The following is a 21524-nucleotide window of genomic DNA, read 5'->3' on the forward strand; positions in this document are numbered from 1 at the left end:
TCGTCAGGCCCGTGCGGCCCGCGCCCGGGCCGCCTGGCCGGAAGCGTACAGGTAATAAACCGCCAGGCCGATCAGGTTCCAGATCAGGAAATAGGTCTGCGTCTTCACCGGCAGGCTGATGAACAGGTAGAGACAGCCCAGGATACCGGCCGGACCGACGATCCAGGCTAGCGGTGTACGGAACAGACGCTGCGCATCGGGCCGTTGCCGGCGCATCACCAGCATGGCTGCGCACACCGCGATAAACGCCGCAAGCGTACCCGCATTGGCGAGGGCCGCGATCTCGTCGAGCGGAAAAATGCCGGCGATGACCGCCACCACCAAGGCGGTAAAAATGGTGATGCGGGTCGGGCTTCCCCGCTTCGACACGGTGGCGAGCGACGGGGGCAGCATTCCGTCGCGGGCCATGGTGAAGAAGATGCGGCTCTGGCCGTAGAAGAATGCCAGGATCACGGTCGGCAGCGCGACCACGGCCGAGACGGCGAGGAACCAGGCCGCCCACGGCTGGCCAATCTCCCGCAGGATCAGGGCCAGCGGCTCCGGGCTGTCGGCGAAGCGCGTGAAGGCCAACGCGCCGACGGCCGTGGCCGCGACGGCCATGTAGATGGCGACGCAAATCAGCATGGAGCCGACGATGCCGATCGCCAGGTCGCGGCCCGGGTTCTTGGCTTCCTCCGCCGCCGTCGCGATGGCGTCGAAGCCATAGAAGGCGAAGAAGATGATGGCGGCGGCGGCCATCACCCCCACCTCGCTGCCCGACGGGCCGGAGCGCGGGAAGCCATAGGGCATGAACGGCTCAAAATTGGCGGCGTTGAAATAGGGCAGCGCGACGATGATGAACACGGCAAGGGCCACCATCTTCACCAGCACCAGAAGGGCGTTGAAATTGGCGCTTTCCCGAGTCCCGGCGATGAGCAGACCAGCGACAACCGTGATGATGAAGATGGCCGGCAGGTTGATCAGTCCGCCGGCGTGTGGGCCGTTGGCGAAATCGTGAGCGATTCCGATCAAGGGGGACAGATACCCCGACCAGCCGACTGCGACCGCACTGACGACCAAGCTGTATTCCAGGATGAGGGACCAGCCGATGATCCAGGCGATCAGCTCGCCGAACACGACATAGCTGTAGGTGTAGGCCGAGCCCGACGCCGGGATCATGGTCGCGACCTCGGCATAGGCGAGTGCGGCGCAGGCACAGATGACACCGGCAATCGCGAACGACAGGATCACCGCCGGACCCGCCTTGCCCGCGCCGACGCCGATCAGCGTCAGGATACCCGTACCGACGATGGCGCCGACACCAAGGGCAACGAGGTGCGGCCAGGAAAGCGACTGAGTCAGCCGGTGATGTTCCGGCATCTCCTCACGCGAGACGATCGCCTTCTTGACGTTCCAATTCTTCATGCTTGCCCCTTTTGCCGCCAACCTAAAGCCGGAGCGGGCAAGGTCAACGGCCTAGCCCAGGGTGCGCGACAGCCAATGGATCGGACCGGTAGACAGGACCGCCAGGCCGACGATGTGCCACCAGCGGGTCCGGAAAACCGCGAGTGACATCATGATGAGCAGAACGATGACGTCGCCAACTGCGTTGTCGACCACCATTTGCCAGCCGCCGCCCTCTGTCAGATTAGAGATTGCGTTGCCGGCAATTAGCGCCGCCAAAGCTGCCGAATAGAGGATCCAGATGGTGCGCTGATGCTCAAGATAGAACGCGCGCAAATCCACCCCTTCGGGACCGGCATCGTCCGGCAAGGCAGCCGCGGACAGCAGGAACAGGATGATCAGAACGGTAAGGGTCGGCAGGAAAGCCCTGATGGTCAACGACGTCTGCTCTTCACCGGCCAGCCCCCACCAGACTTGAACGAGGGTCAGCAGGACCGACAGGGCGACCCACAGGGGAAGAAAATCCCATTGCACGCGCTGGCGGGCGCGCAACAGACGATGAAAGCTGGTCAACAGGTCGGTCACCGCCACGCCGACGATGATCGATGCGAAAACAAGCGCGCCTTCGTTCACGTCAATAATCCCTGCTCACTCGCACATTGGCGCTGGTTCGGCCGATGGTCGAGATGCTGGACAGAAGCGAAAGCCAGCGGGTCATCTGATACTCGACGCGCGTGGCGCTGTAGCCCTGGCCATCGGTAATCACTTCGACGAACAGCTTGCGGCTGAGATATTTGCCGGCGCTGATCGACGTTCGCTGGCCCGTCGCGACGTCCGCGGGGAGGATTCGAAGACGATCGAGGCCAACCGTGCGGCGGATGGCGTTGATCGGGTCGAGCCCCCCATCCCCGTCCTGCAAGCCGGCAATTGCCGAGGCGAGCTGCAGCGCCTCGGGTGCTGAAAGGTTCGCGAGCGAAGTCCCGAACAAAAGCCTGGACAGCAGTTCGTCCTGCGGCAGCTGCGGAACGGAGGCGAAGGCGATCTGCGGCTTGAGGCCGGTGCCCGTGACCCGGACGCTGGCTTCCAGTCCCTGCACCTCCGCCTCGGCTGCAATGTCGAGCAGCGGGTCGGGGGGTGTTTCCCCGCGAAACCGAATGGCGCCCCGGCTCAACCGGAAATTCCGGCCGGCGAATTCATAGTCGCCGCGGACGAGGCCGGCGGTTCCGGTCAGACGCGGCGCATCGGCGGTGCCACCGACCCGGATATCGGTGGTCCAGCGGCTATCGATGCCCAGTCCGCGAACCTGAAGGTCGCCGCCTTCCATGCCAAGGTCCAAACGCCAGGGCGAAAGATCGGCCGTTTCAATCGCTTCCTCGGTATCCCGGCCCACCTCGCGCACGCGCAGGCGCGGAACATCGGCAGCCGCGCTGGCCCGGCCCAGGGTGAAACGGCCACGCTCCAACCGAAGATTGCCGCTGATCGTCCCGCCAGAGCCGCTCGAGCGGATGGTGAAGGGTCCGGACAAATCGGCGGCGATGTCGTCGCGGGCGAGCAGTCTGGCGGAGCGGGCCTGGAAAGCGAGGTCCAGCGCCGGGCGGCCGCCAGAAAAATCGATGGCGCCGCTGCCGCTGAGCGAGCCGCCGCCGGGCGTGTTCCCCCTCAGCTGTTGCAGGACCAGACGCGATCCGTTGAATTGACCGCTGGTCGCAACGTTGGTTATGACCATGCCGGTCACCGCGCTTTCCAGCCGCGCACCAGTAGTCCTGAGCGAGCCGCGGATCTGCGGATCGACCAGTCGTCCGCGGATGTCGGCCCCGATCGCGACCGGCCCGGACAGGTCGAGCACTTCGGTGCCGGACAAGCGCCACAGGGTATCGGCGGGTCCAAGGTAGCGCACCTGCGCGAAGAGCGGCGCATTCCGAAGCGCCTGGATCACACCACCGCCGGCCAGCGGAGCGAAGCGGACCTGGGCGCGACCGACGGTCTGGCCACCGCTTGCGGCGACGGCGCGGACGGCAGCATTGCCCCCGCTCAAAACCGCGGCCAGCCCCACGTCGATTGGTCGCGAGGCGAGCACCAGGCCGGCGCGACTGAGACCGCGAACGCGCAAATCGGCGCGGCCGCTGGGGCGACCGCCGTTCCAGGCATAGTCGAGGCGTCCGCTCGCCAGGCCGCTGAGGTCGAGGCCGGGATTGAAGATGTCGAGCACCGACAGCGGCATCGCCTGAAGCTGGGCGCTGAGCTGCGGGTTGCCGCCGGTCCGGCCACCCACCCTGGCCGCCCCCCCAGCGAAACTGATGCTGGTGGGCGCAATTCGCCAGCCGTCGCCCTCACTCGTGAGCACGGCGGGCGTGACGAGTTGAAGCGGGCGACCTTCGACGGAGCCGTTGCCGCGCAGGGTGATGCGGTCGGGCTGGACGTCGGCCAGCGTCGTGAATGCGAATTCGCTGCCGCGGCGCCCGGCCAGCGCGGCTCGGACCTGACCGGCTCCATTGATGAGCCGCCCGCTGGCGGTCAGCCGGGCAAGACTGATCCCCGCGCTTTGTACGCCGCGCGCGTCCAGCGTGCCCTCCAGACTGGTGGCACCATCGCGAAGAATGATGACCCCGTTCAATGCGCCGCTGCGGACTGCCAGGGCCGGCGGGCCTTCGAGCTGTAAACTATTGGCGGTCAGCCGCGCGTCGATGCGCTGGGCGCCGCCGACCGGCGCGAAGCCGAGCGTTCCCGTCAGTGCGCCGCCAGCGAGGGCAAGCTGTCCCGTGAACCCGCCCGGATCGGCGCGCAGGCTGCCGCTCCCACGAATTCCGGACACGTCGAGGGCAGCGATCTGGATGGTGGCCGGGGCACCCTGCGGCAGCAGTAGCTGGCCATTGCCGGTGAAAGGACCGAGGCGTGAACCGCCGGCGGCACGAAAGGCGAAGCCCGCAGGGTTCGGGAGCAGCGACAGGCGAACGCTCTTGAGGCCAAGCGACTCGTTGGGCGACGCGAGCAAGAGCTCGATACGCGGCCGGTTGATCGGTCCGTCCAGGATCATCAGCACGGGGCCATACTGCGCCTGCCGGCCCGTCGCCTCGATGTGGAAGGTGCCATCGCGATTCCGATAGCCTTGTCCGCCAAGGCGCAGCCGGGGTGAATAAAGCTGGAGATTGCTGAACCGAAGAATGCCGTCGGACCCGCGCTCGAGATTGGTTTCGAGCCGTGGAAGGCCGCCGGTGAGTTCGCGGAAGAAGCCGTTGTCGAGGCGGCGAACCCACGCCTTGCCGGTGCCCACCACCCTGCTGCCACGACCGTTCGGTCCGGGCACGACCCGCAGCTCGCTGGACACGTCGACGATACCGAGCCCACGGATGAAGTAACGGGTCAGGCCGCCGGACAGCAGGATGTCGAAGCGGCCAGTGGCGAGGTCGATCAACAGGGAGACGTTGGCGCTGAGCTTATCGCTTGTCAGGCGCAGGCGTTCGCCCGTCAGTCTTTGGGGCGTCAGCGACAGCATGCCTTCAAGGCGGGCGTTGGCGAGGATCGCGCCGGCCTCGTTGCCAACGCCGGTGATACGGCCTGCCGTAAGCCGCAGGGGCACGCGCATCGGCCACCGGGACAAGCGCCCCCTGCCCTCGGCGCGCACATCGGTGAAGCCCACGTCGTCGAACTGAACCGCGGGCGAGGTCAGCCGATAGGCGTAGCGGGCGGTGTCGAAGGGACCATCGAGAGTCCAGACCAGCCGAACCTTGCGGCCCCGCATGTTAGGGAACAGGGCGGTTGGACGAAGCAGGTCGACACCCAGCGAAACCTCGTCATAGCGGCCCCCGGCAAGATCGACCGCTCCGGTCGCGACCGCGCGCAAGGCGGCCGATCTTGCGATCAGGCGCCCGTCGAGCACGCGATCATTCAACGTGCCTTCTCCGGCGAGGTCGATGCGCGGGCTGGTCAGGCGCTGGAGCCTGCCGGTGAGCAACGGCGCCGCGGTCAACTGGCCGCCGAGGCGGTAGCGGCCCTGCTCGGCGGTGAGACGCAAGCGGGCGGCCGGACGGGCGGCAATGTCGATTTCCGCTCCGCCGCGCCACGCGCTCCAGCTGCCCTGCCCGCCGATTCGGACGCCGAGTGGCCGGCGGAGACCGAGTATGGCGGGAATGAGGCCATTGGCCGGCGCGGCAAGGTTCACCTCAAGGTCGAACCGGTCGCGATCGGGCTCGGCATCGATCAGCGCTCGAAGGCGGTCGCCGTTGGCGTTCAGGCGGGCGGCAAGGTCGATCATCGCCCGACCGGAGCGGATGTCCGCCGCCCCCTCCACCCGGCCGTAGCGTGGTTGCCCGGTAACAGGGGCAAGCAGTTCCAGGCGATCGATGCGAAGGCGACCGATGTGAATGTCGAACTTGGGCAGGATCGGCCCGCGACGGCCAGCGCGGCGAAGGTCAGGCAGGCGGGAAAGCGTCACCCGGCGGCTTTCGAGCCGGTCGAGGTGAAGACTGTTGTAGAGCCACGCCCCGGGGGCCCAGTCGACCAGTATCTCCGGGCTGGTCAGGAACACGCCGCGCGTATCGGACACGGCCACCGAGCGGAGGCGAGCCTTGCCAAAGATCGAGCCGTCGATCCGGCCGATGCGGATGCGGAGGCCGGACGCGGTTTCAACCTGTGCGATGCGATCGACGATCCACCGATGGCCGGGCGCGCTGTCCAGAAACGCGAGCCCGAGACCGAGCAGCAAGGCCAGGCCGAGCAGCAACGTCGTGCCCTCGATTGCAAATCGTCGGAGCAAGCGCTTGCTGGAACGCATGCCGGCCGGCGGCGGCTCGTGGGGCGCGGCGCCGGCCGGAAGTGCCGCTTCGACCATCGTCAGAAGGCTTGGCCGAGGCTTACGGCGACGGCGATCCGTCCGTCGCCCGGACGTCGGTTCAGCGGAGCGCCGATGTCGAGCCGGATCGGGCCGAAACTGCTGTAGTAGCGAAGACCCACGCCAACCCCGACCTGCCAATCGTCGAGTTTGGGCAGCGCGCTGGTCGCCAGCGTGCCGGCGTCGATAAAGGGCACCACGCCGAAATTGCCGAACCGGACGCGCGTCTCGAGGCTGAACTCGGCGAGGCTACGGCCGCCGATGGGATCGCCGGCAGCGTCACGTGGGCCAAGCCGCTGATAGCCGTAGCCGCGCACGGAGCCGCCGCCACCGGCGTAGAAGCGGCGGGAGGGTGCGATGCGGTCGCGGTCGGCGCCGATAATGGTGCCGAGACGAGCGCGAGCGGCGACCACGGTCCGCGCAGTCAGGGGACGATAGGCGCTGGCGTCGACTTGCAGACGGGCATAACCGAAGGCGCTGCCCTGCAAGCTCAGTTCCGGGCTGATGCGGCCGCCGAGCCGAAAACCATGAGAAGGGTCGAGCAGATCGTTGCTGCCATCATAGGTGAGCGTGGCGGGCACGGCGGCGATGAAGAAGGTGCGGCGGCGCTCAAGATCCGTCACCGTGTCGACGTCGCGCTCGTCCGAGGCGAGCAGCTCTCCCCCCACGCTCCAGGTCCACGGCTTCTGCCACAGGAAATTGCTCTGCCGCTCAACGGTGCCGACCAGCTGCAGGGTTCGCGCCTCGAACGCGTCGCGGTCGACGTGGGAGGCGTTGGCGGAGAACGACAGGACCCGGTCGCGGGCCCGCCAATTGTTGAAGCGAACCGTGACTCCGGCGAGCTGCTCCTGCGTGCCGATTACGCCGCGGACCGTCAGCGCCCCTTCCGGCGGGAAGAAGTTGCGGTGTTGCCAGCTTGCTTCGGCGCGGAAGCCCTCGCCCGTGCCATAGCCGATCTCCCCGGCAATGGTGCGGGGCGGCGCCGGTTCCAACCGCACGTCCAGATCGACCGTGCGCCCGTCCAGTCCGGGGACCACGCGCACCTCGGCAAGGGATACGAGACCGGTCGCAACCAGCGCTCGGCGAAGGTCGTCGATCCGGCTTTGACGATAACGCTCGTTCGGATCGAAGCGGGCGATGGTGGCGACGTGGGCCGCGTCGAACGGGGCACCGGCGTTGACCCGGATTCGGCCGAACCGCTGGTAAGCGCCCGGATCGACCGGCAGGACGAGTTTGGCGGTGCGGGTGGCATGGTCGATCACGATGTCCTGTTCACCGACCCGCGCGAGGGCGAAGCCGCGCTGACCGAGGGCGACCTGGAGCGCCACTCCCGCGGCGGTGACCTTGGTTGCGTCCACCGCGTCGCCGGCCTTGACCGCGAACGCTTCACGAAGCGCTGCCAGATCCTCCGCGCCGGCGGCCTCGAGGCCGGGCAGTTCGATGGAGGTGAAGCGGTACAGCGGGCCCGGTCGAGCAGCGAGCGTGATCCGGATCAGCCCGCCGTCCGGCTGAACGGAGGGGCGCACCTGCGCGTCATAATAACCGGCGGCGCGCAGTAATTCGGACAGCAGCTCGGCATCGGCCCGGGCCCGGCGGTCCAGAGTGGCAGCGTTGGCGCTCTGATTGCCGTCGGCCTCGAGCGCGGACTGGGTACGGAAGCGGTCCAGCAGTTCAGCCAGGTCCGCGTCGAGGCCGGTGACGGTCAGTGCGTAGCGCCGATCCGCAGCGAGGTCATCCAGCGTATCATTCTGCGGCGCAGCAATGTCCGAGGCGGCGTCGGGAAGCGACGACAACGGGTCGGCTTCGGGTGCATCGAGGTCAGGCCACTCGACCCCGAGATCGGGCATCGGATCGAGCGGTGCCGACGGATCGATCTCCGCCCCCGAAGGCGCCGGCGCAGATTGCTGGGCAAGGGCAGACCGTCCGCCGCCCAGGCCAACACCGGCAAGCAGCGCGCCGGCCAGCAGCCATCTCCCCTTCCCGCTCATGAGCGCCAGCCTTAGCCCGCACCTTCGCGGGAGCAAGGAACTTAGTGCACGGTTCCTTGAATATCGGGCGAGCTTAGCGCCGCAATCACGCGTTCGATCTGACGCCAATGGCAGTAGCGCAACAGATTGTCGCAATCCCGGCTGAGCTCCGCCCGGGCCGCCGCTTCGTAACCGGCGTCGTCGCCGAACCGCTCCATCAGGTCGGCGGCATCATGCAGGGCGGGACGGCTGGCGATGAACGGCACTTCCATGACCCAAGCCTTAGGGCGAGCGGGTTACGGGACCGGGCAACGAATATCCTTAAGCCGATCTTCACCAAGGTCACTGGAAGCGCGGCGCGGGCTCTGGCAAGGCTGAGGGCATGACCAATCGCGCTCCCCAGGCCGGCGGCTTCCTGCTGGTCGTTTGCATCTTCATCGGCGGATGGATCGGCCTTCAGAACGGCGCGGTCGGGCGCGGGCTGATCTTCGGCACCGGGGCCGGCATTGTCGCGGCCTTGGCGATGTGGCTGTTCGACCGGATGCGGCGCGGACGCTAGGATCGGCGGCTACGCGACCCGGCGTCCGGTCCAGATGACCCGGCCGATAATCTCCAGCTCGCCGGGATCGCAATCGGGCCAATCCGCATAGGACGGGTTGTCCGACTGCACGGTCACGCGATGAGTGACAGGGTGCAGGGTCAACCGCTTCACCACCAGCATGTCCTCGATCCGCATGACGTAGACGCCGTCACGAAGCCGCTCCGCACCGTCCGAACGATCGATCAACAGCTCGTCACTGTCGGTCAGGGTCGGCGCCATCGAATCGCCGCTGACGTTGATGAGGGACAGCTGGTCGGCCGGCGCGCCCGTCAGTCGCCTCAGCCAGGCCTGATCGAAGGCCATGTGAGCACGCGGCCGCTCGTCGTCGGCCAACGCTCCCGCTCCCGCGGCCGCCCGTACGGGAAGTAATGGCACCGCGACCATGCCGTCGGTGTCCGACGCCGGTCGAGCGGGTCCGCCGAGGATCGATTCCGACACGCCAAAGAAGTCGGCGATCATTCGCCGCTCCGCCTCGGGCAGTCGGCGCGGCGTGCCACGGCGCACAAATTGTTGAATATAGGCCGGATTTCGTCCAACGAGCCGTGACAGCCCGGCGAAGTCCACGTCCCGCTCGGCACATAGCCGCTGCAATGTCTCGCGCGCATCAATCAACATGAAAAAACCTTTTAGGCATAGGAAAGTGCCTAGACAAGTAGGAAATCGATTGAGAAATCCGACAGGCCGAGTCGCAGGTCGGGGATTTCGAAAGTGTATTTACTTCATGACGTTGAGCGGTTTCTCAATAACAAAAATGTCAGCGCGGCGCGTTTTGGCCGCGAGGTGATGGGTGACCCCCGATTTGTCTTCGATCTCCGGCGTGGACGCGAGCCGCGGCGGAAGACCGTGCAGCGCGTAAAGGCTTATCTGGAGAAGGTAAAATGATCCGCCCACAAATGAGCAAGGCTGCATCGGCGCTCCATCGTCAACTGCTCGGCCGCGTTGATGGAGAGGGAAACAGGATTTTTCTTAGTGAGTGGATTAGTACGGACTGGCAGTCGCTGACCTTTTCTGGGGAACGCCACCGCGCGGGCTTCGTGATCAAGGGACCGGATGCCCTCGCGCTGGCCGAACGATGGACGGCCGGGATCGGCGAGCATGAGTTCGATATTCCGCGCGGATTCGTGGCGGACATCGGGCTCGCCGCGCCGCTCGCATCGCGCCAGGACGGCGCGGTCCTGGTGGAACTGGAGGCCTTGACGCTAGCGGACTAGCGCAGTGAACGTTTGAGCTCTCCCAACGCACTACGCAGTGCCGCCGAAGCATCGGCGCCGAGCAGCACCACGTCGCCGGTATCCGGCGTGGCGTTGCCGGCAGCCCGCGCCTCAAGATGACGATCAATGCGCTGCTGCAACTCGCCCGGGGTCGGCAGCGAGGCTTCGGGAAAAAGCTCGACCACCTTGTCGTCATGGCGCACGGGCGCGACCGCAGAATCCCAGCCCAGCGGGCTGAACGCCGGAAGAGGGAACCGACGCCCTGCCCGTCCGACCCCACGAAGGATCGCGAAACCCAGGCCCAGCGCCGTTGCCGACGCGCAAACGGCGGCAAACCAGCCGCTTACCGACGCTCCACTCCACCCCGCGGCTGCCGCCAGCAGCCCGGCCACGGCGAGGTCGATGATCAATTCAGCGGCGCTCGTCTCGTCATCCATCGCGCCAGGCTAGCCGGGAAAGCTTATCGGTTCGTTGCTTCCAGCAGCGCCAGTGCGAAGCGCGCGGAATCGTCGGGGCCGACGGCGGTGACAATCACGCCGTCGGTGACGACCGGTTCTTCGGACAGGATCGCGCCGGCGTTGCGGAGGTCGGTTCGGATGGAGGGCCAGCTGGTCGCGCGCCGGCCCCGCAGCAGATCGGCTTCGACCAGCAGCCACGGCCCATGGCAGATGGCGCCGACGGGCTTTTCGGCACCGGCGAAGGCCCGAACCAGCGCGACCGCCTCCGGCCGAGTGCGGAGATGATCCGGGTTGATCAGGCCACCCGGCAGCAACAGCGCATCCCAGTCGTCGGCGCGGGCGTCGCCAATCGTGAGGTCGGGCGTGATCGACCGGCCGGGTTCGTCACGGACCGTCGCACGGATCGGATCCAGCGAGGGCGCCGCGACCGCCACTTCGCAGCCTTTCGAGCGAAGCAGGCCCAAAGGAACGAACAGCTCGTCCTCTTCAAACCCGCTGCTGGCCATGATGAGGATTCGTTTCGCCACGGGAACTCTCTTTGTTGACGGCCGCTTATGCGCCCATGGTCCAGCTTCGCCACTGCTCCGACGATCAGCCGGGGATTACTCGTCAACAGGTCAAGGGCAAGTGGGCCTACTTCGATCCGGACGGCAAGCGCATCACCGATCGGGACGAAATCGACCGACTGAACAAGATCGCACTGCCACCCGCTTATACCGAGGCGTGGTTCTGCCCCTATCCCAACGGCCACATCCAGGCGACCGGACGGGACGCCAAGGGGCGCAAGCAATATCGTTATCATGAAGATTTCCGGGCGCGGGCGGACAAGAAGAAATATCTCGGCGCGGTCGAGTTCGGCTCGTCGCTGCCCAAGCTGCGACGCAGGGTCGATGCCGATCTGAAAAAGCGCAAGCTGTCGCGCGACGCGGTGCTGGCCGCGGTGGTGCGTCTGATCGACACCAATTTCATCCGCGTCGGCAACGAACAATACGCAAAGTCGAACAAGAGCTTCGGCGCGACCACGCTGCGGACTCGGCACGTCAAGAAGCAAGGCAGCAAGCTGGTGATGCGCTTCGCCGGCAAGCATGGGATCATTCATGAGGTGCCGGTCAGCGACAGCAACCTCAAGCGGATCGTGGGCAGGTGCCAGGAATTGCCTGGTCAGAACCTGTTCCAATATGTCGACGAGGACGGCACGGCCTGCCCGATCACTTCCGCGGACGTGAACGATTACATCCGCAACGCGACCGGTGGAGACTTTACCGCCAAGAACTTCCGCACCTGGGGCGCAAGCGTCATCGCATTCGAGAAAATGCTCGAAGCGCAGGAGGCGGAACGGCGCAAGATCAGCCTGAAGACCGTGCTGGAACCGGTCGCCGAAGCGCTTGGGAACACGCCGGCGATCAGTCGCAAGAGCTATGTCCATCCAAAGCTGATCGAAGCAGCGCGCGACAATCCCAAGGAGCCGCTGGGCGATTTTCAGCGGCCCCGCGCACGCAAGTGGCTGTCCAGCGAAGAGGTCGGCCTACTCGAGTTCCTGCTGAAAGGCCGGAGGAAGCAGCGCGTGAAACGGGCGGCAGCGGCCAAGCCGTCGGTTGCGGTCGAGGCGGCGATCAAGGCTGCCGACACGGGGGGTCCAGCCAAGGTCGACCGGGTTGCCGAGGCCGTTGCCAAGGGCCAGGAGCCGGCCGCGGCGTAGCGCGACCGGCCCGGCTGCGTGCTAGATCGCAGCGAAGCGCTGCTGCACCTTGTCCCAGTTTACCACGTTCCACCACGCCTTGAGATAATCCGCGCGGCGATTGTTGTAGGTAAGGTAATAGGCGTGTTCCCACACGTCGTTGCCAAGGATGGGCGTGCCCTTCTTCTCGGCAACGTCCATCAGCGGGTTGTCCTGATTGGGCGTCGAGGTGATTTCCAGCCCCTGCCCCGGCACGGCGATAAGCCAGACCCAGCCCGAGCCGAAACGGCCGGCACCGGCGGTATTGAACTGCTCCTTCATGGCGTCGAGCGACCCGAACTTGCTGCTGATGGCGTCGGCGAGTTCGCCCGAAGGCTCGCCGCCGCCCGGACCCATGATTTCCCAGAAAAAGCTGTGATTCCAGTGGCCGCCGCCGTTGTTGCGGACCACCGGAGCGGCCGACCCCGCGCTCGCGACCAATTCCTCGAGGCTCTTGCCCTGCAGCGCGGAGTCGCCTTCGATCGCCTTGTTGAGATTGTCGACATAGGTCTGGTGGTGCTTGTCGTGGTGCAGCTTCATCGTCTGCGCGTCGATGTGCGGCTCCAGCGCGGCATAGTCGTACGGCAGTGGGGCGACTTCAAAGGCCATGGCTCGTCTCCTGTTGGGGTTGGCCGCGATGTGGTCCGCCCATCCGACAGTGTCAACGCGCCGATCAGGCCGGTTCGCTATCCATCAGCTTGTGGCGCTTGAGCGCGTGGCGCAGCTGGTCGTAGCTGAGCGAAAGGGCGGACGCGGTGGCCCGCTGATTATAGCGGTTCCTGGCCAGCGCATCTTCGAGCAGCGCCCGCTCGTAGGCGGTGACGGCGGCGCGGAAATCGTTGGTCGACGCAGCCTGAGTGCCAGGTGCGGTCGGCGCTGCCTCTGCGTCCAGCTCGGGCGAGGGTTGCGGCGGCGCCGGTGCCGCTTGGTATGCCGGCGTCGTGCCGGGCATCCAGGGAGAGGCGAACGGATCGAACTGGATCTGCCCGATTGGCCGCTCGGGATCCTCCCAACGGTAAACGGCACGTTCGACGACGTTGCGCAATTCACGCACGTTGCCGGGCCAGCCATAGGCTTCGAGTTCGGCCATCGCCTTGGCCGAGAAGCCGGGCCAGCCGGGCCAGTCGAGCTCCACCGCCATGCGCCGGCCGAAATGTTCGGTCAGCAGCGGTATGTCGCCCAGGCGAAGGCGAAGCGGCGGCAGCGTGACGACCTCGAAGCTCAGCCGATCGAGCAAGTCGGCGCGGAACCGGCCCTGGTCGACGAGCCTCGGCAGATGCTCGTTGGTGGCAGCGACGATCCGGACGTCGACCTTGACCGGCTTGGATGCGCCGATGCGGGTGATCTCGCCATATTCGACCGCGCGGAGCAGCCGGTCCTGCGCGGGCGACGACAGGGTCGCCAACTCGTCGAGGAACAAGGTGCCGCCGTCCGCTTCCTCGAACCGGCCATGACGGGTCTTGGCGGCGCCGGTGAAGCTGCCCGCCTCGTGCCCGAACAGCTCCGCTTCAATAAGGTTTTCCGGCAGCGCCGCGCAATTCATGGTGACCAGCGGCCCGGCCCAGCGGGTGGACAAGTGGTGCAGGCGTTCGGCGATCAACTCCTTGCCTGTGCCGCGTTCGCCAATCACAAGAACCGGGCGGTTGAGCGGCGCGGCGCGGCTGGCACGCTCCACCGCGTCGAGGAAGGGGATGCTTGAGCCGACAAAGGTCTGGGTTCGTTCCACGCCGGAAAGTTGGTGCTTTTTCCCACGCCTTGGCAAGATGTTTCGCGAGTTGGGATGGGAGAAAAGTGCGCTTTCTGCTGATTTCCGTAATTTGCGAAAGTTGGCACATCCCCTGCATAACAGTGGGCAGACAGGGCCGATAACTGGTTCAGAGGGTCATTGAATGAGCATCTTTTCACGCACCCGGGACATCATGGCGGCGAATTTCACCGAGCTGCTCGACCGCTCGGAAGATCCCAGCCGGATGATCCGGATGATCATTCTGGAAATGGAGGAAACGCTGGTGGAGGTTCGCGCCTCGGCCGCGCGCTGTATTGCTGATGCCAAGGAAATGCGCCGGGCGATGGTTCGCCTCGACGGTCTGCGGGACGGCTGGACGGAAAAAGCGGAGCTGGCGCTGAGCAAGGGCCGCGAGGACCTGGCCAAGGCAGCCCTGGTCGAGCGGCAGAAGGCGGCCGACATGGCGGCGGGTTTGGATGCCGAGATCAAGGTCGTGGAAGGTACGCTCAAGACCTACGAGGGCGATATCGCCAAGCTGCAGGGCAAGCTGCGCGAAGCGCGCGCCCGGCAGAACAGCGTTTCGACCCGGATCGAAAGCGCGGTCACCCGGGCCAAGGCTCGCGAACTGCTGCACGGCAGCCGGACGGAAGATGCTTTCAGCCGCTTCGAATTGCTGGAGCGCCGGGCCGACTTCGCAGAGGGCCGCGCCGAAGCGCTCGGCATGACCGGGCCAAAGAGCCTGGAAGAAGAGATTGCCGACCTGAAGGCCGAGGATGCAGTGGACGCCGAGCTGGAAGCGCTGAAGGCCCGGCTGGCGAACAAGGGGAATTGATTACATGGAACTGGAAGGCGTCATCGCCATCGTCACGCTGTTCATCGGATTGCCGTGGCTGATCATGCACTACATCACCCGCTGGAAGACAGCAGCGACGCTGTCGGGATCCGACGAGAAGCTGTTGGACGAACTGCACGACATGGCGCGTCGGCTGGACGACCGGCTATGTTCGATCGAGCGGATCATGACGGCGGAAAACCCGAACTGGCGTCAGCAGTGCGCCCCGGACCTGCCGCGGCTGAGCGAGCGATCGAGCGGCGCTTCCGACCTGGACGAAGAGCTTGCGGGCCTGTCCAGCCGCACGCGTGACAAGGAGTATCGCTGATGCCCCCCTCCTATCAGCCGCCCAGCCACACGCGTTTCTACCTCGACAAGCGCAATGGCAAGGTCATGGGCGTTTGCGCCGGGATCGCCGACTATGCGGGGTTCGACGTTACGCTGGTTCGAATCCTGATGTTTGCGGCGATCCTGCTGTCTAGCGGCGCGATGCTTCCGGTGTATCTGGCGGCGGGTTGGATCGCCAACGACAAGCCGCGCGAATTGGCGACGGACGACCCGGAGCAGAGACGCTTCTGGCAGGGCGTGCGGCAATCGCCGGCCAGAACCGCGCGCGACATCCGCTCCACCTTGCGGTCGATCGACCGGCGCCTGGCCGACGTGGAAAGCTACACGCTGTCCAACAATCGGAGTCTGGCGCGCGAAATCGAGCAGCTACGCTGAGGAGCATTCCGGATGAACCTCTGGACCTTCATCTTCGCGATCATCGCCTTGTCGACGGTCGCAAGCCTGGTGAGCAACTGGATCCGGGCTCGGCACGGATACCCACTCGAAGATGAAGACGGCGGGGTCTTGAAACCGGCGGAGGTCCAGAAGCTCCGAGATGAGAATGCTGAACTGAGGCGTCAGCTGAATCAAATGATCGAGAGAGTGAAAGTCCTGGAACGCATCGCAACCGATCCGGGATCGCGGATCGCCAGCGAAATCGAACAATTGCGATAGTTTCCGTTCATTTAGGGGAATGAATATGGAGCCGGAAAAGCTCGCCTTCGTGCAGAATATCTTCCCGATGATCGCCATTATCGGCGTGACCGGGGTTGTCGGCTGGGTGATTACCACCTGGATGCGGATCAAGCATGGCTATCCGTTGGAGACCAGCTGGGGCACTCCGCTGCATCCTTCGAACGATAAGGAAGCGCAGGAGCGGATCAAGCTGCTGACGCAGGAAAATGCCCAGCTTCGCGCCGAGATCGGATCGGTCAAGGACCGGCTGGCGACGGTCGAGCGCATCGTCACGGACGAGAGCGGCAGGCTTGCGCGCGAGATCGACGCTCTACATCTCACGAAGAATTGAGCGATGGAGTGGGGCCTGCTTATCCCGATCCTCGCTATCCTGATGGGGCCGGTCATGTACCTGCTGCACCTCAAGGAAAAGCGGATTAAGTATGACGCGCAGCGCGGCAGCGTCGAAGCGTCTCGGAACGAGGCGAAGATCGCCGAGCTCGAGCAACGGGTCCGAGTGCTGGAGCAGATCGTGACCGACGGCGGCATCCAGACCGCCGCTCAGATCGAGGCGTTGCGCGACCTGCCCAATGCCTCGCCGACCAAGGAACATGTGCAATGAATCCGTTTGAAATGGTGGTCCTGATCGTAGCGATCGTCATGATCGCGAGTATCTTCAAGAGCCGCCATCGCCGGTCCCAGGTTGACGCGGAGCCGCAGGACTCACTTGAGGCGCGCCAACTGCGCGATGAGGTTCAGCGCCTGAAGGAGCGCGTGCAGACGCTGGAGCGGATCACGGTGGAGAAGGAAAACAGCCTCGCTCGCGAGATCGAGGATCTGCGGACCCGACCTTGATTGCCGATAGTCCTCCGGCCTGCGTCGGGATGACGTGACGGTTCTGACGCACTAAGTGCGATGACGATGACCGCCCTTCCCCGACTTGCCGATATCCATGACGATTACGAATTGCTTGACACCGACGAGCGCTACGGCCTGTTGATCGATCTCGGCAGGTCGCTGGAGCCGATGCCCGACGCGCTCAAGACCGATGCGACCAAGGTGCGGGGCTGCTCCGCCTCCGTGTGGGTTTATCCAACCCGGACGGACGACGGGCGGCTGCACTTTCTGGCGGACAGCAATGCCGCGATCACCAAGGGGATCGTCGCGCTGGTGCTGAGCGCGGTCCAGGATCGCTCGCCGGCGGAGATCATGGCGACCGACATTGCCGCGGAACTGGCGCCGTTCGACCTTTCGCGGCAGCTGTCGTCCAACCGGACGCAGGGCATTCCGAACATGATCGCCCTCATTCGCGATACCGCCGCCCGGCTGGCGGCATGATCGACAGCGGGGGGTTCGATCCCGAACAATTCTTCAAGCTGGCCCGCAAGGTCGGTCACGGCCGGGCGCTTGGCCTCCGTTACCATTCGAGTGGCGAGGATTGGGTCGAGCTTGCGCTGCCGTGGCGGCCCGAACTGGTGAGCATGCCGGACACGGGCGTGATGGCGACGGGCGCAATCGTCAGCCTGATCGACACCTGTTCCGGGACCGCGGTCTGGCAAAAGATGGGCGGGTTCAAGCCGATCGTAACGGTGGACTTGCGCATCGATTACCTGCGCGCCGCAGCGAAGGGCGAAACGGTCATTGCGCGGTGCGAATGCTATAAGCTGACCCGCAAGGTCGCCTTCGTTCGCGGCGTCGCCCACGGCGGCGATGCCGGGCGACCGGTGGCGCACTCTGCCGCGACCTTCATGATCACGGACCCGGCTGGGTCCTGATCGCCTCGCGCCGCTCCTCGGCCTTGCGAAGGACCTCATAGGCGGCCTGGACCTTGGTGAAGGTGTCGGCGGCAGCCTGATCCCCCGGCTTCAGGTCCGGATGATTGGCCTTGGCCAGTCGCCGATGAGCGGCCTTGATCTCGGTCATGCTGGCATCGCTTTCCAGCTCGAGCACGCCAAGCGCCCGCATCTCGTCACGCGAGCGGGTGCCGTCCCCTTCCCCGCCCCACGCCCAGTGCGCGGAACGACGATAGCCGTTGGCTCCGGCCTGCTCGCTGCGCGCACGTTCCTGCGCGTCCGCCTCGGCCAGGCCTTCGAAATAGTTCCAGCCCTTGTTGTATTCGGCCGCATGGGTCTCGCAGAAGTACCAGCGGTCGGGGCTGTTGGGCGCCTTGGGCGCCGGCCGGTCGCCCGCGCTCGTGCAGCCGTCGCGGTCGCACAGGCGTACGTTGGCCGCGTCGCGGCCTTTTGCGCCGTAGGAGCGCCAGCGGGGAAAGCCCCAATCGTCCGATCTCTTCTGCTTGGGCATCAGTGCCTAACTAATGGTCCTGCACGGATGTTGCGAGGATGAATGCCAGAGGGCCTGTAAGCCGGGTTCTGTCCTCCGCCAAACGGCGGATGGGCGACCATTCCTCTAGGCCCGACCTTGCGGAAGGGCTCAAGCGACCAACCCGGGCGGCGAGCCGGAACAAGGCCCATATGCCGCCCCTATTCGGTCTTGCACCCGGTGGGGTTTACCATGCCGCCGCCGTTGCCGGCCGCGCGGTGCGCTCTTGCCGCACCCTTTCGCCCTTACCCGTCCGAAAACGGGCGGTATGCTTTCTGTGGCACTATCCCTCGAGGGCAAGCCCCCGGCCGGGCGTTACCCGGCACCGCTGTTCCGTGGAGCCCGGACTTTCCTCGTGTTCCTTGCGAAACCCGCGGCCGCCCAGCCCTCTGACGGGTCAGCTATAGCAACAAGCGCCACGCTCGTCACGGTTCGCCTTGCGGGCGCGGCAACAGGAGCGCGAGAAGCTTCGCGCGGCATTCGCCGTCGATGATCCCGTCGATCCGTTCGGGGCGGAAGCGCCGCTGAAAGGCGATCACGGCTTTCCAGCTGTCGGTCACGTCATATCCGAAGCGTTCGAGCGCCAGCAGAAACGCGGCGTCGGACCAGTAGGGATCGATCAGGTTGCGGGTCGGGCTCGGCAGGGCCAGCCGGCGCTTGGCGAGGGCATCCCATGGAAACAGCTCGCCCGGGTCGTCCTTGCGGGCGGGCGCGATGTCGGAGTGCCCGACGACATCGCCGCGGCCGATGCCGTGCCGCTCCTTGATGTCGGCGATCAGGGGAATGAGCGCCGCGACCTGCTCATCCGGGAACGGGCGGTAGCCGAATTCGTGGCCCGGATTGACGATCTCGATGCCGATGGACGCCGAGTTCACGTCGCGCGTTCCCCGCCAATAGCTCTGGCCCGCGTGCCAGGCGCGGCGATGCTCGTCGACCAGCTGGTAGATCGTTCCGTCTTCGTCGACGCAATAATGACAGCTGACCTTGGCCTCGGGCGAGGTCAGCCGGTCCAGCGCGCCCTGGCAGTCCGGCATGCCGGTATAATGCAGCACGATCATGCTGATCGGCAGCTGGCGCTCGTCGTGGTTGGGAGAAGGTAGCTCGCTGAACGTCACGTTCCCCAATGGCGCACGACGCACGCAAGCGGTCAAGTGCTAGGCGACGCGGCGGTCGGCATGCTCCGCGTTGGTCGCCAGGACGTACAGTCCCCGCGCATCCTTGTCGGCGGTCAGGCGGCGCGTCTGCCCGATCACCGTTTCGCCCGCCCCCAGCATCAGCCAGCCGTCCGCGGCCATCGCGGAAGCCAGCCGGTCGAACGCCTTGGTTCGGGTTTCCTGACTGAGGTACAAGAGAACATTGCGGCACAGCACGATGTCGAAGTCGCCCGGATGCGGCGGCGCTTCGAGCAGATTGTGCTCCTGGAAACGGATGGTGCGGCGCAAGGCTTCGTTGGCGCGCCAGCCGTCCGGCGTTTCGTCGAACCATTTGATCATCTGGGTGATCGCCAGGCCGCGCTGCACCTCGAATTGAGTGTAGGTCCCGCAACGGGCGCGCTCGACCGCCGCGCCGGAAACGTCGGTGCCGAGGATGTCGATCGTCCAGCCGGCCCATTTCAGCGGCTCTTCCGCGAACATCATGGCCAGGCTGTAGACCTCCTGCCCGGTCGAGCAGCCGGCCGACCAGATCTTGATTCGCCGGGACGAGGCGCGGCGCTGCTGCAGCTGCGGCAGGGCCGAGCGGGCAAGCAGGTCGAACGGCGCGCGATCGCGAAAGAAGTAGGTTTCGTTGTTCAACAATGCCTCCACGACCTGACCGGCCAGACCCGGCTCCTTCCCCATGACAAGGATGGTGATGAGTTCGTCGATGCTGGCGATGCTCCGCTGGCGCATCAGGGCCGAAAGCGCGGTTTCCAGCCTCCAGCGTCGGTTCATGGTCAGCTGCTGGCCGGTTCGCGCCTCCAGCAGACCGGCGAGAATTCGGCTTGAGCTATCGCTTATTTCCATGGGTCTTCTCCCGCCCGGGACGCAACACGGCGGGCGATCTTGTCGGGGGGCAGGACGGCGCAGGCGAGACCGGCGTCGGTAACGGCCTTGGGCATGCCCCAGACGGCGCAACTGCGCTCATCCTGGGCGATGATGGATCCGCCGGCGTTGACGAGCCGGGCAGCGCCGAGAACGCCGTCGCGACCCATGCCGGAAAGGATGACCCCGATGCCCGTCGCCCCGTAGAATTCGGCGACGCTGGTCAGCATCGGATCGACCGAGGGCATGCAGCCGCTGTTGGCGGAGCGACGGTCGAGACGGACGACGGGGCGGCCACCCCGATTTTCGACCGTCAGGTGCGCGTCACCTGGTGCAATCAGGATCACGTCAGGCTGCAGGGCGATGCCGTCCTGGGCGACAACTGCCGGACGCTTGGCTGCCGTGCCGAGCTGCCGCGCGAAGACGCTCATGAATGCAGGCGGCAGATGCTGGGTCACCAGGATCGGCACGCCAAGCTTGTCCGGCAAGGCGGCGAACATCTGACCCAGCGAGTGGATGCCGCCGGTGGAAGCGCCAATGGCCAGCACCTGCATGGACTCGCTGCCCATGGCGCGGAGCGATGCTCCGACCGGCCGGGCCGGCGGACGGTCGGCCGCGCCGAGCATCCGCAGCTTGGACAGGAGAATCTGGGAAAACTGGCCGTTGAAGCGCCCGATCCCCGGTTTGGGCAAGGTGTCGGCCGCTCCGAGCGCGAGGGCCGACACGGTGACCTGGGCCCCGTCCTCGGCCTGACCCGACACGATGATCACCCGCGCGCCGCGGGCCGCCTCCAGGATACGCGGAAGCATCTTGAGGCCGCCCGCCCCGGGCATCGCCAGGTCGAGCAGGATCACGTCGACCTCGACGTGGGCGAGCGCGTCGATGGCATCCTCGGCCGTACCGGCGACGGCCGCGACCTCGAAGCCTCCGTCCGTCTCGATCATGCGGCTGAGCACCGCACGGGCGACGGTCGAGTCATCGACGATCATCAGCCGAATGGGACGGCTGCTCGTCGACCCCAGCGCTGATCTTGCGAGCGCGGGGCTCATGCGAGCCTCCTTACGCGACGCCGACGAGCTGAAGCTTGATGTGCAGGGTTTCGCGGTCGAACGGCTTCATCACATATTCGTCCGCACCTGCTTCAAGCGCGGCACGGATGTGGGCCATGTCGTTCTCGGTGGTGCAGAAAACGACCTTGGGCTGGTCCGAATGACCACGCTGGCGCAGAAGCTTCAGGAATTCCATGCCGCTCATCACGGGCATGTTCCAGTCGAGCAGCACCACGTCGGGCATGGCATGTTCGCACCGCTCCAGCGCCTCCTTGCCGTCGCCGGCCTCTTCCACGCTGAATTCCAGCGTTTCCAGAATGTGGCGGGCGACCTTTCGGATTACCTTGGAGTCATCGACGATGAGGCAGGTCTTCATGAGTTCTCTTGTTCCTGTCCGGTGACTTCGA

Annotated in this window: 27 protein-coding genes and 1 other RNA gene; 12 read left to right on the top strand and 16 right to left on the bottom strand. The window is 65.8% G+C overall.

Annotated elements, in window-relative coordinates; genetic code table 11:
• Positions 1–3: 3 nt before the first annotated feature.
• From AC4GYS_RS10390 to AC4GYS_RS10410, 5 genes are read right to left on the bottom strand one after another with little or no spacing between them, the layout of a single operon-like run.
• Positions 4–1404, bottom strand: coding sequence for an amino acid permease (locus AC4GYS_RS10390; protein WP_491109004.1), 1401 nt, complete (start codon positions 1402–1404; stop codon positions 4–6).
• A 51-nt stretch (positions 1405–1455) separates the two neighbouring features.
• Positions 1456–2016 (bottom strand): hypothetical protein, encoded by a 561-nt coding sequence (locus AC4GYS_RS10395; protein ID WP_491109005.1) that lies wholly within the window; start codon positions 2014–2016, stop codon positions 1456–1458.
• A gap of 1 nt (position 2017) precedes the next feature.
• Positions 2018–6211, bottom strand: a complete 4194-nt coding sequence (locus AC4GYS_RS10400) for a translocation/assembly module TamB domain-containing protein (protein ID WP_491109006.1) — start codon at positions 6209–6211, stop codon at positions 2018–2020.
• A gap of 2 nt (positions 6212–6213) precedes the next feature.
• Complete coding sequence (locus tag AC4GYS_RS10405) at positions 6214–8199, bottom strand: autotransporter assembly complex protein TamA (protein ID WP_491109007.1); 1986 nt, start codon at positions 8197–8199, stop codon at positions 6214–6216.
• A 41-nt stretch (positions 8200–8240) separates the two neighbouring features.
• Positions 8241–8450, bottom strand: a complete 210-nt coding sequence (locus AC4GYS_RS10410; RefSeq protein WP_491109008.1) for a hypothetical protein — start codon at positions 8448–8450, stop codon at positions 8241–8243.
• A gap of 110 nt (positions 8451–8560) precedes the next feature.
• On the opposite strand from AC4GYS_RS10410, the gene AC4GYS_RS10415 reads away from it, so the two are divergent.
• On the top strand, positions 8561–8737 hold the full coding sequence (locus tag AC4GYS_RS10415) for a hypothetical protein (RefSeq protein WP_491109009.1): 177 nt from the start codon (positions 8561–8563) through the stop codon (positions 8735–8737).
• A gap of 9 nt (positions 8738–8746) precedes the next feature.
• Here the strand turns inward: AC4GYS_RS10415 and AC4GYS_RS10420 are convergent, their stop codons facing one another.
• Positions 8747–9394: a S24 family peptidase gene (locus AC4GYS_RS10420; protein WP_491109010.1), complete on the bottom strand. Its 648-nt coding sequence runs from the start codon at positions 9392–9394 to the stop codon at positions 8747–8749.
• 263 nt (positions 9395–9657) lie between these two features.
• Between AC4GYS_RS10420 and AC4GYS_RS10425 the strand changes: the two genes are divergently transcribed.
• A complete protein-coding gene (locus tag AC4GYS_RS10425; protein ID WP_491109011.1) occupies positions 9658–9990 on the top strand; it encodes a hypothetical protein in 333 nt (110 codons plus the stop codon).
• Here the strand turns inward: AC4GYS_RS10425 and AC4GYS_RS10430 are convergent.
• Both AC4GYS_RS10430 and AC4GYS_RS10435 read right to left on the bottom strand, forming a co-directional pair.
• Positions 9987–10427, bottom strand: a complete 441-nt coding sequence (locus AC4GYS_RS10430) for a hypothetical protein (protein ID WP_491109012.1) — start codon at positions 10425–10427, stop codon at positions 9987–9989. The two genes, AC4GYS_RS10425 and AC4GYS_RS10430, sit on opposite strands and share 4 nt — an antisense overlap.
• A 23-nt stretch (positions 10428–10450) precedes the next feature.
• Entirely contained in the window at positions 10451–10975 is a 525-nt protein-coding gene (locus tag AC4GYS_RS10435) for a DJ-1/PfpI/YhbO family deglycase/protease (RefSeq protein WP_491109013.1), read from the bottom strand.
• A 35-nt stretch (positions 10976–11010) separates the two neighbouring features.
• On the opposite strand from AC4GYS_RS10435, the gene AC4GYS_RS10440 reads away from it, so the two are divergent.
• Positions 11011–12147: a DNA topoisomerase IB gene (locus AC4GYS_RS10440; RefSeq protein WP_491109014.1), complete on the top strand. Its 1137-nt coding sequence runs from the start codon at positions 11011–11013 to the stop codon at positions 12145–12147.
• Between the two features lie 21 nt (positions 12148–12168).
• Here AC4GYS_RS10440 and AC4GYS_RS10445 read toward each other — a convergent pair whose 3' ends face one another.
• Both AC4GYS_RS10445 and pspF read right to left on the bottom strand, forming a co-directional pair.
• Entirely contained in the window at positions 12169–12774 is a 606-nt protein-coding gene (locus AC4GYS_RS10445) for a superoxide dismutase (RefSeq protein WP_491109015.1), read from the bottom strand.
• A gap of 64 nt (positions 12775–12838) precedes the next feature.
• The gene (gene pspF, locus AC4GYS_RS10450) at positions 12839–13891 is read right to left on the bottom strand and encodes a phage shock protein operon transcriptional activator (protein WP_491109016.1); all 1053 of its coding nucleotides are present in this window, start codon (positions 13889–13891) and stop codon (positions 12839–12841) included.
• Positions 13892–14054: 163 nt separating this feature from the next.
• Here pspF and pspA point away from each other — a divergent pair, with 163 nt between their 5' ends.
• From pspA to AC4GYS_RS10495, 9 genes are all read left to right on the top strand, one after another.
• Positions 14055–14723 (top strand): phage shock protein PspA, encoded by a 669-nt coding sequence (gene pspA, locus AC4GYS_RS10455; RefSeq protein ID WP_491109017.1) that lies wholly within the window; start codon positions 14055–14057, stop codon positions 14721–14723.
• A 4-nt stretch (positions 14724–14727) separates the two neighbouring features.
• On the top strand, positions 14728–15051 hold the full coding sequence (gene pspB, locus AC4GYS_RS10460) for an envelope stress response membrane protein PspB (protein WP_491109018.1): 324 nt from the start codon (positions 14728–14730) through the stop codon (positions 15049–15051).
• A complete protein-coding gene (gene pspC, locus AC4GYS_RS10465) occupies positions 15051–15446 on the top strand; it encodes an envelope stress response membrane protein PspC (RefSeq protein WP_491109019.1) in 396 nt (131 codons plus the stop codon). The genes pspB and pspC overlap by 1 nt, the downstream gene beginning before the upstream one ends.
• Positions 15447–15458: 12 nt before the next feature.
• Positions 15459–15725: a hypothetical protein gene (locus AC4GYS_RS10470; RefSeq protein WP_491109020.1), complete on the top strand. Its 267-nt coding sequence runs from the start codon at positions 15459–15461 to the stop codon at positions 15723–15725.
• Positions 15726–15750: 25 nt separating this feature from the next.
• Positions 15751–16077, top strand: coding sequence for a hypothetical protein (locus AC4GYS_RS10475; protein WP_491109405.1), 327 nt, complete (start codon positions 15751–15753; stop codon positions 16075–16077).
• Between the two features lie 3 nt (positions 16078–16080).
• Complete coding sequence (locus tag AC4GYS_RS10480) at positions 16081–16347, top strand: hypothetical protein (RefSeq protein ID WP_491109021.1); 267 nt, start codon at positions 16081–16083, stop codon at positions 16345–16347.
• Positions 16344–16580, top strand: a complete 237-nt coding sequence (locus AC4GYS_RS10485; RefSeq protein ID WP_491109022.1) for a hypothetical protein — start codon at positions 16344–16346, stop codon at positions 16578–16580. Before AC4GYS_RS10480 ends, AC4GYS_RS10485 begins: the two co-directional genes overlap by 4 nt.
• 66 nt (positions 16581–16646) lie before the next feature.
• Positions 16647–17063, top strand: a complete 417-nt coding sequence (locus tag AC4GYS_RS10490; protein ID WP_491109023.1) for a SufE family protein — start codon at positions 16647–16649, stop codon at positions 17061–17063.
• The gene (locus AC4GYS_RS10495) at positions 17060–17500 is read left to right on the top strand and encodes a PaaI family thioesterase (RefSeq protein ID WP_491109024.1); all 441 of its coding nucleotides are present in this window, start codon (positions 17060–17062) and stop codon (positions 17498–17500) included. The genes AC4GYS_RS10490 and AC4GYS_RS10495 overlap by 4 nt, the downstream gene beginning before the upstream one ends.
• Here the strand turns inward: AC4GYS_RS10495 and AC4GYS_RS10500 are convergent.
• The 6 genes from AC4GYS_RS10500 to AC4GYS_RS10525 all read right to left on the bottom strand — a co-directional run bounded on the left by AC4GYS_RS10500 (position 17478) and on the right by AC4GYS_RS10525 (position 21493).
• Entirely contained in the window at positions 17478–18029 is a 552-nt protein-coding gene (locus tag AC4GYS_RS10500) for a J domain-containing protein (protein ID WP_491109025.1), read from the bottom strand. The genes AC4GYS_RS10495 and AC4GYS_RS10500 overlap by 23 nt on opposite strands.
• Positions 18030–18070: 41 nt before the next feature.
• An RNA gene (gene rnpB / locus AC4GYS_RS10505) (RNase P RNA component class A) lies at positions 18071–18440 on the bottom strand.
• Positions 18441–18472: 32 nt separating this feature from the next.
• Positions 18473–19171, bottom strand: a complete 699-nt coding sequence (locus AC4GYS_RS10510) for an N-acetylmuramoyl-L-alanine amidase (RefSeq protein WP_491109026.1) — start codon at positions 19169–19171, stop codon at positions 18473–18475.
• Positions 19172–19201: 30 nt separating this feature from the next.
• Positions 19202–20050, bottom strand: coding sequence for a CheR family methyltransferase (locus tag AC4GYS_RS10515; protein WP_491109027.1), 849 nt, complete (start codon positions 20048–20050; stop codon positions 19202–19204).
• Positions 20041–21117: a chemotaxis-specific protein-glutamate methyltransferase CheB gene (gene cheB / locus AC4GYS_RS10520; RefSeq protein ID WP_491109028.1), complete on the bottom strand. Its 1077-nt coding sequence runs from the start codon at positions 21115–21117 to the stop codon at positions 20041–20043. Before cheB ends, AC4GYS_RS10515 begins: the two co-directional genes overlap by 10 nt.
• 10 nt (positions 21118–21127) lie before the next feature.
• Positions 21128–21493, bottom strand: a complete 366-nt coding sequence (locus tag AC4GYS_RS10525) for a response regulator (protein WP_491109029.1) — start codon at positions 21491–21493, stop codon at positions 21128–21130.
• Between the last annotated feature and the right edge of the window lie 31 nt (positions 21494–21524).

Source organism: Sphingomonas sp. SP1, assembly GCF_058313395.1.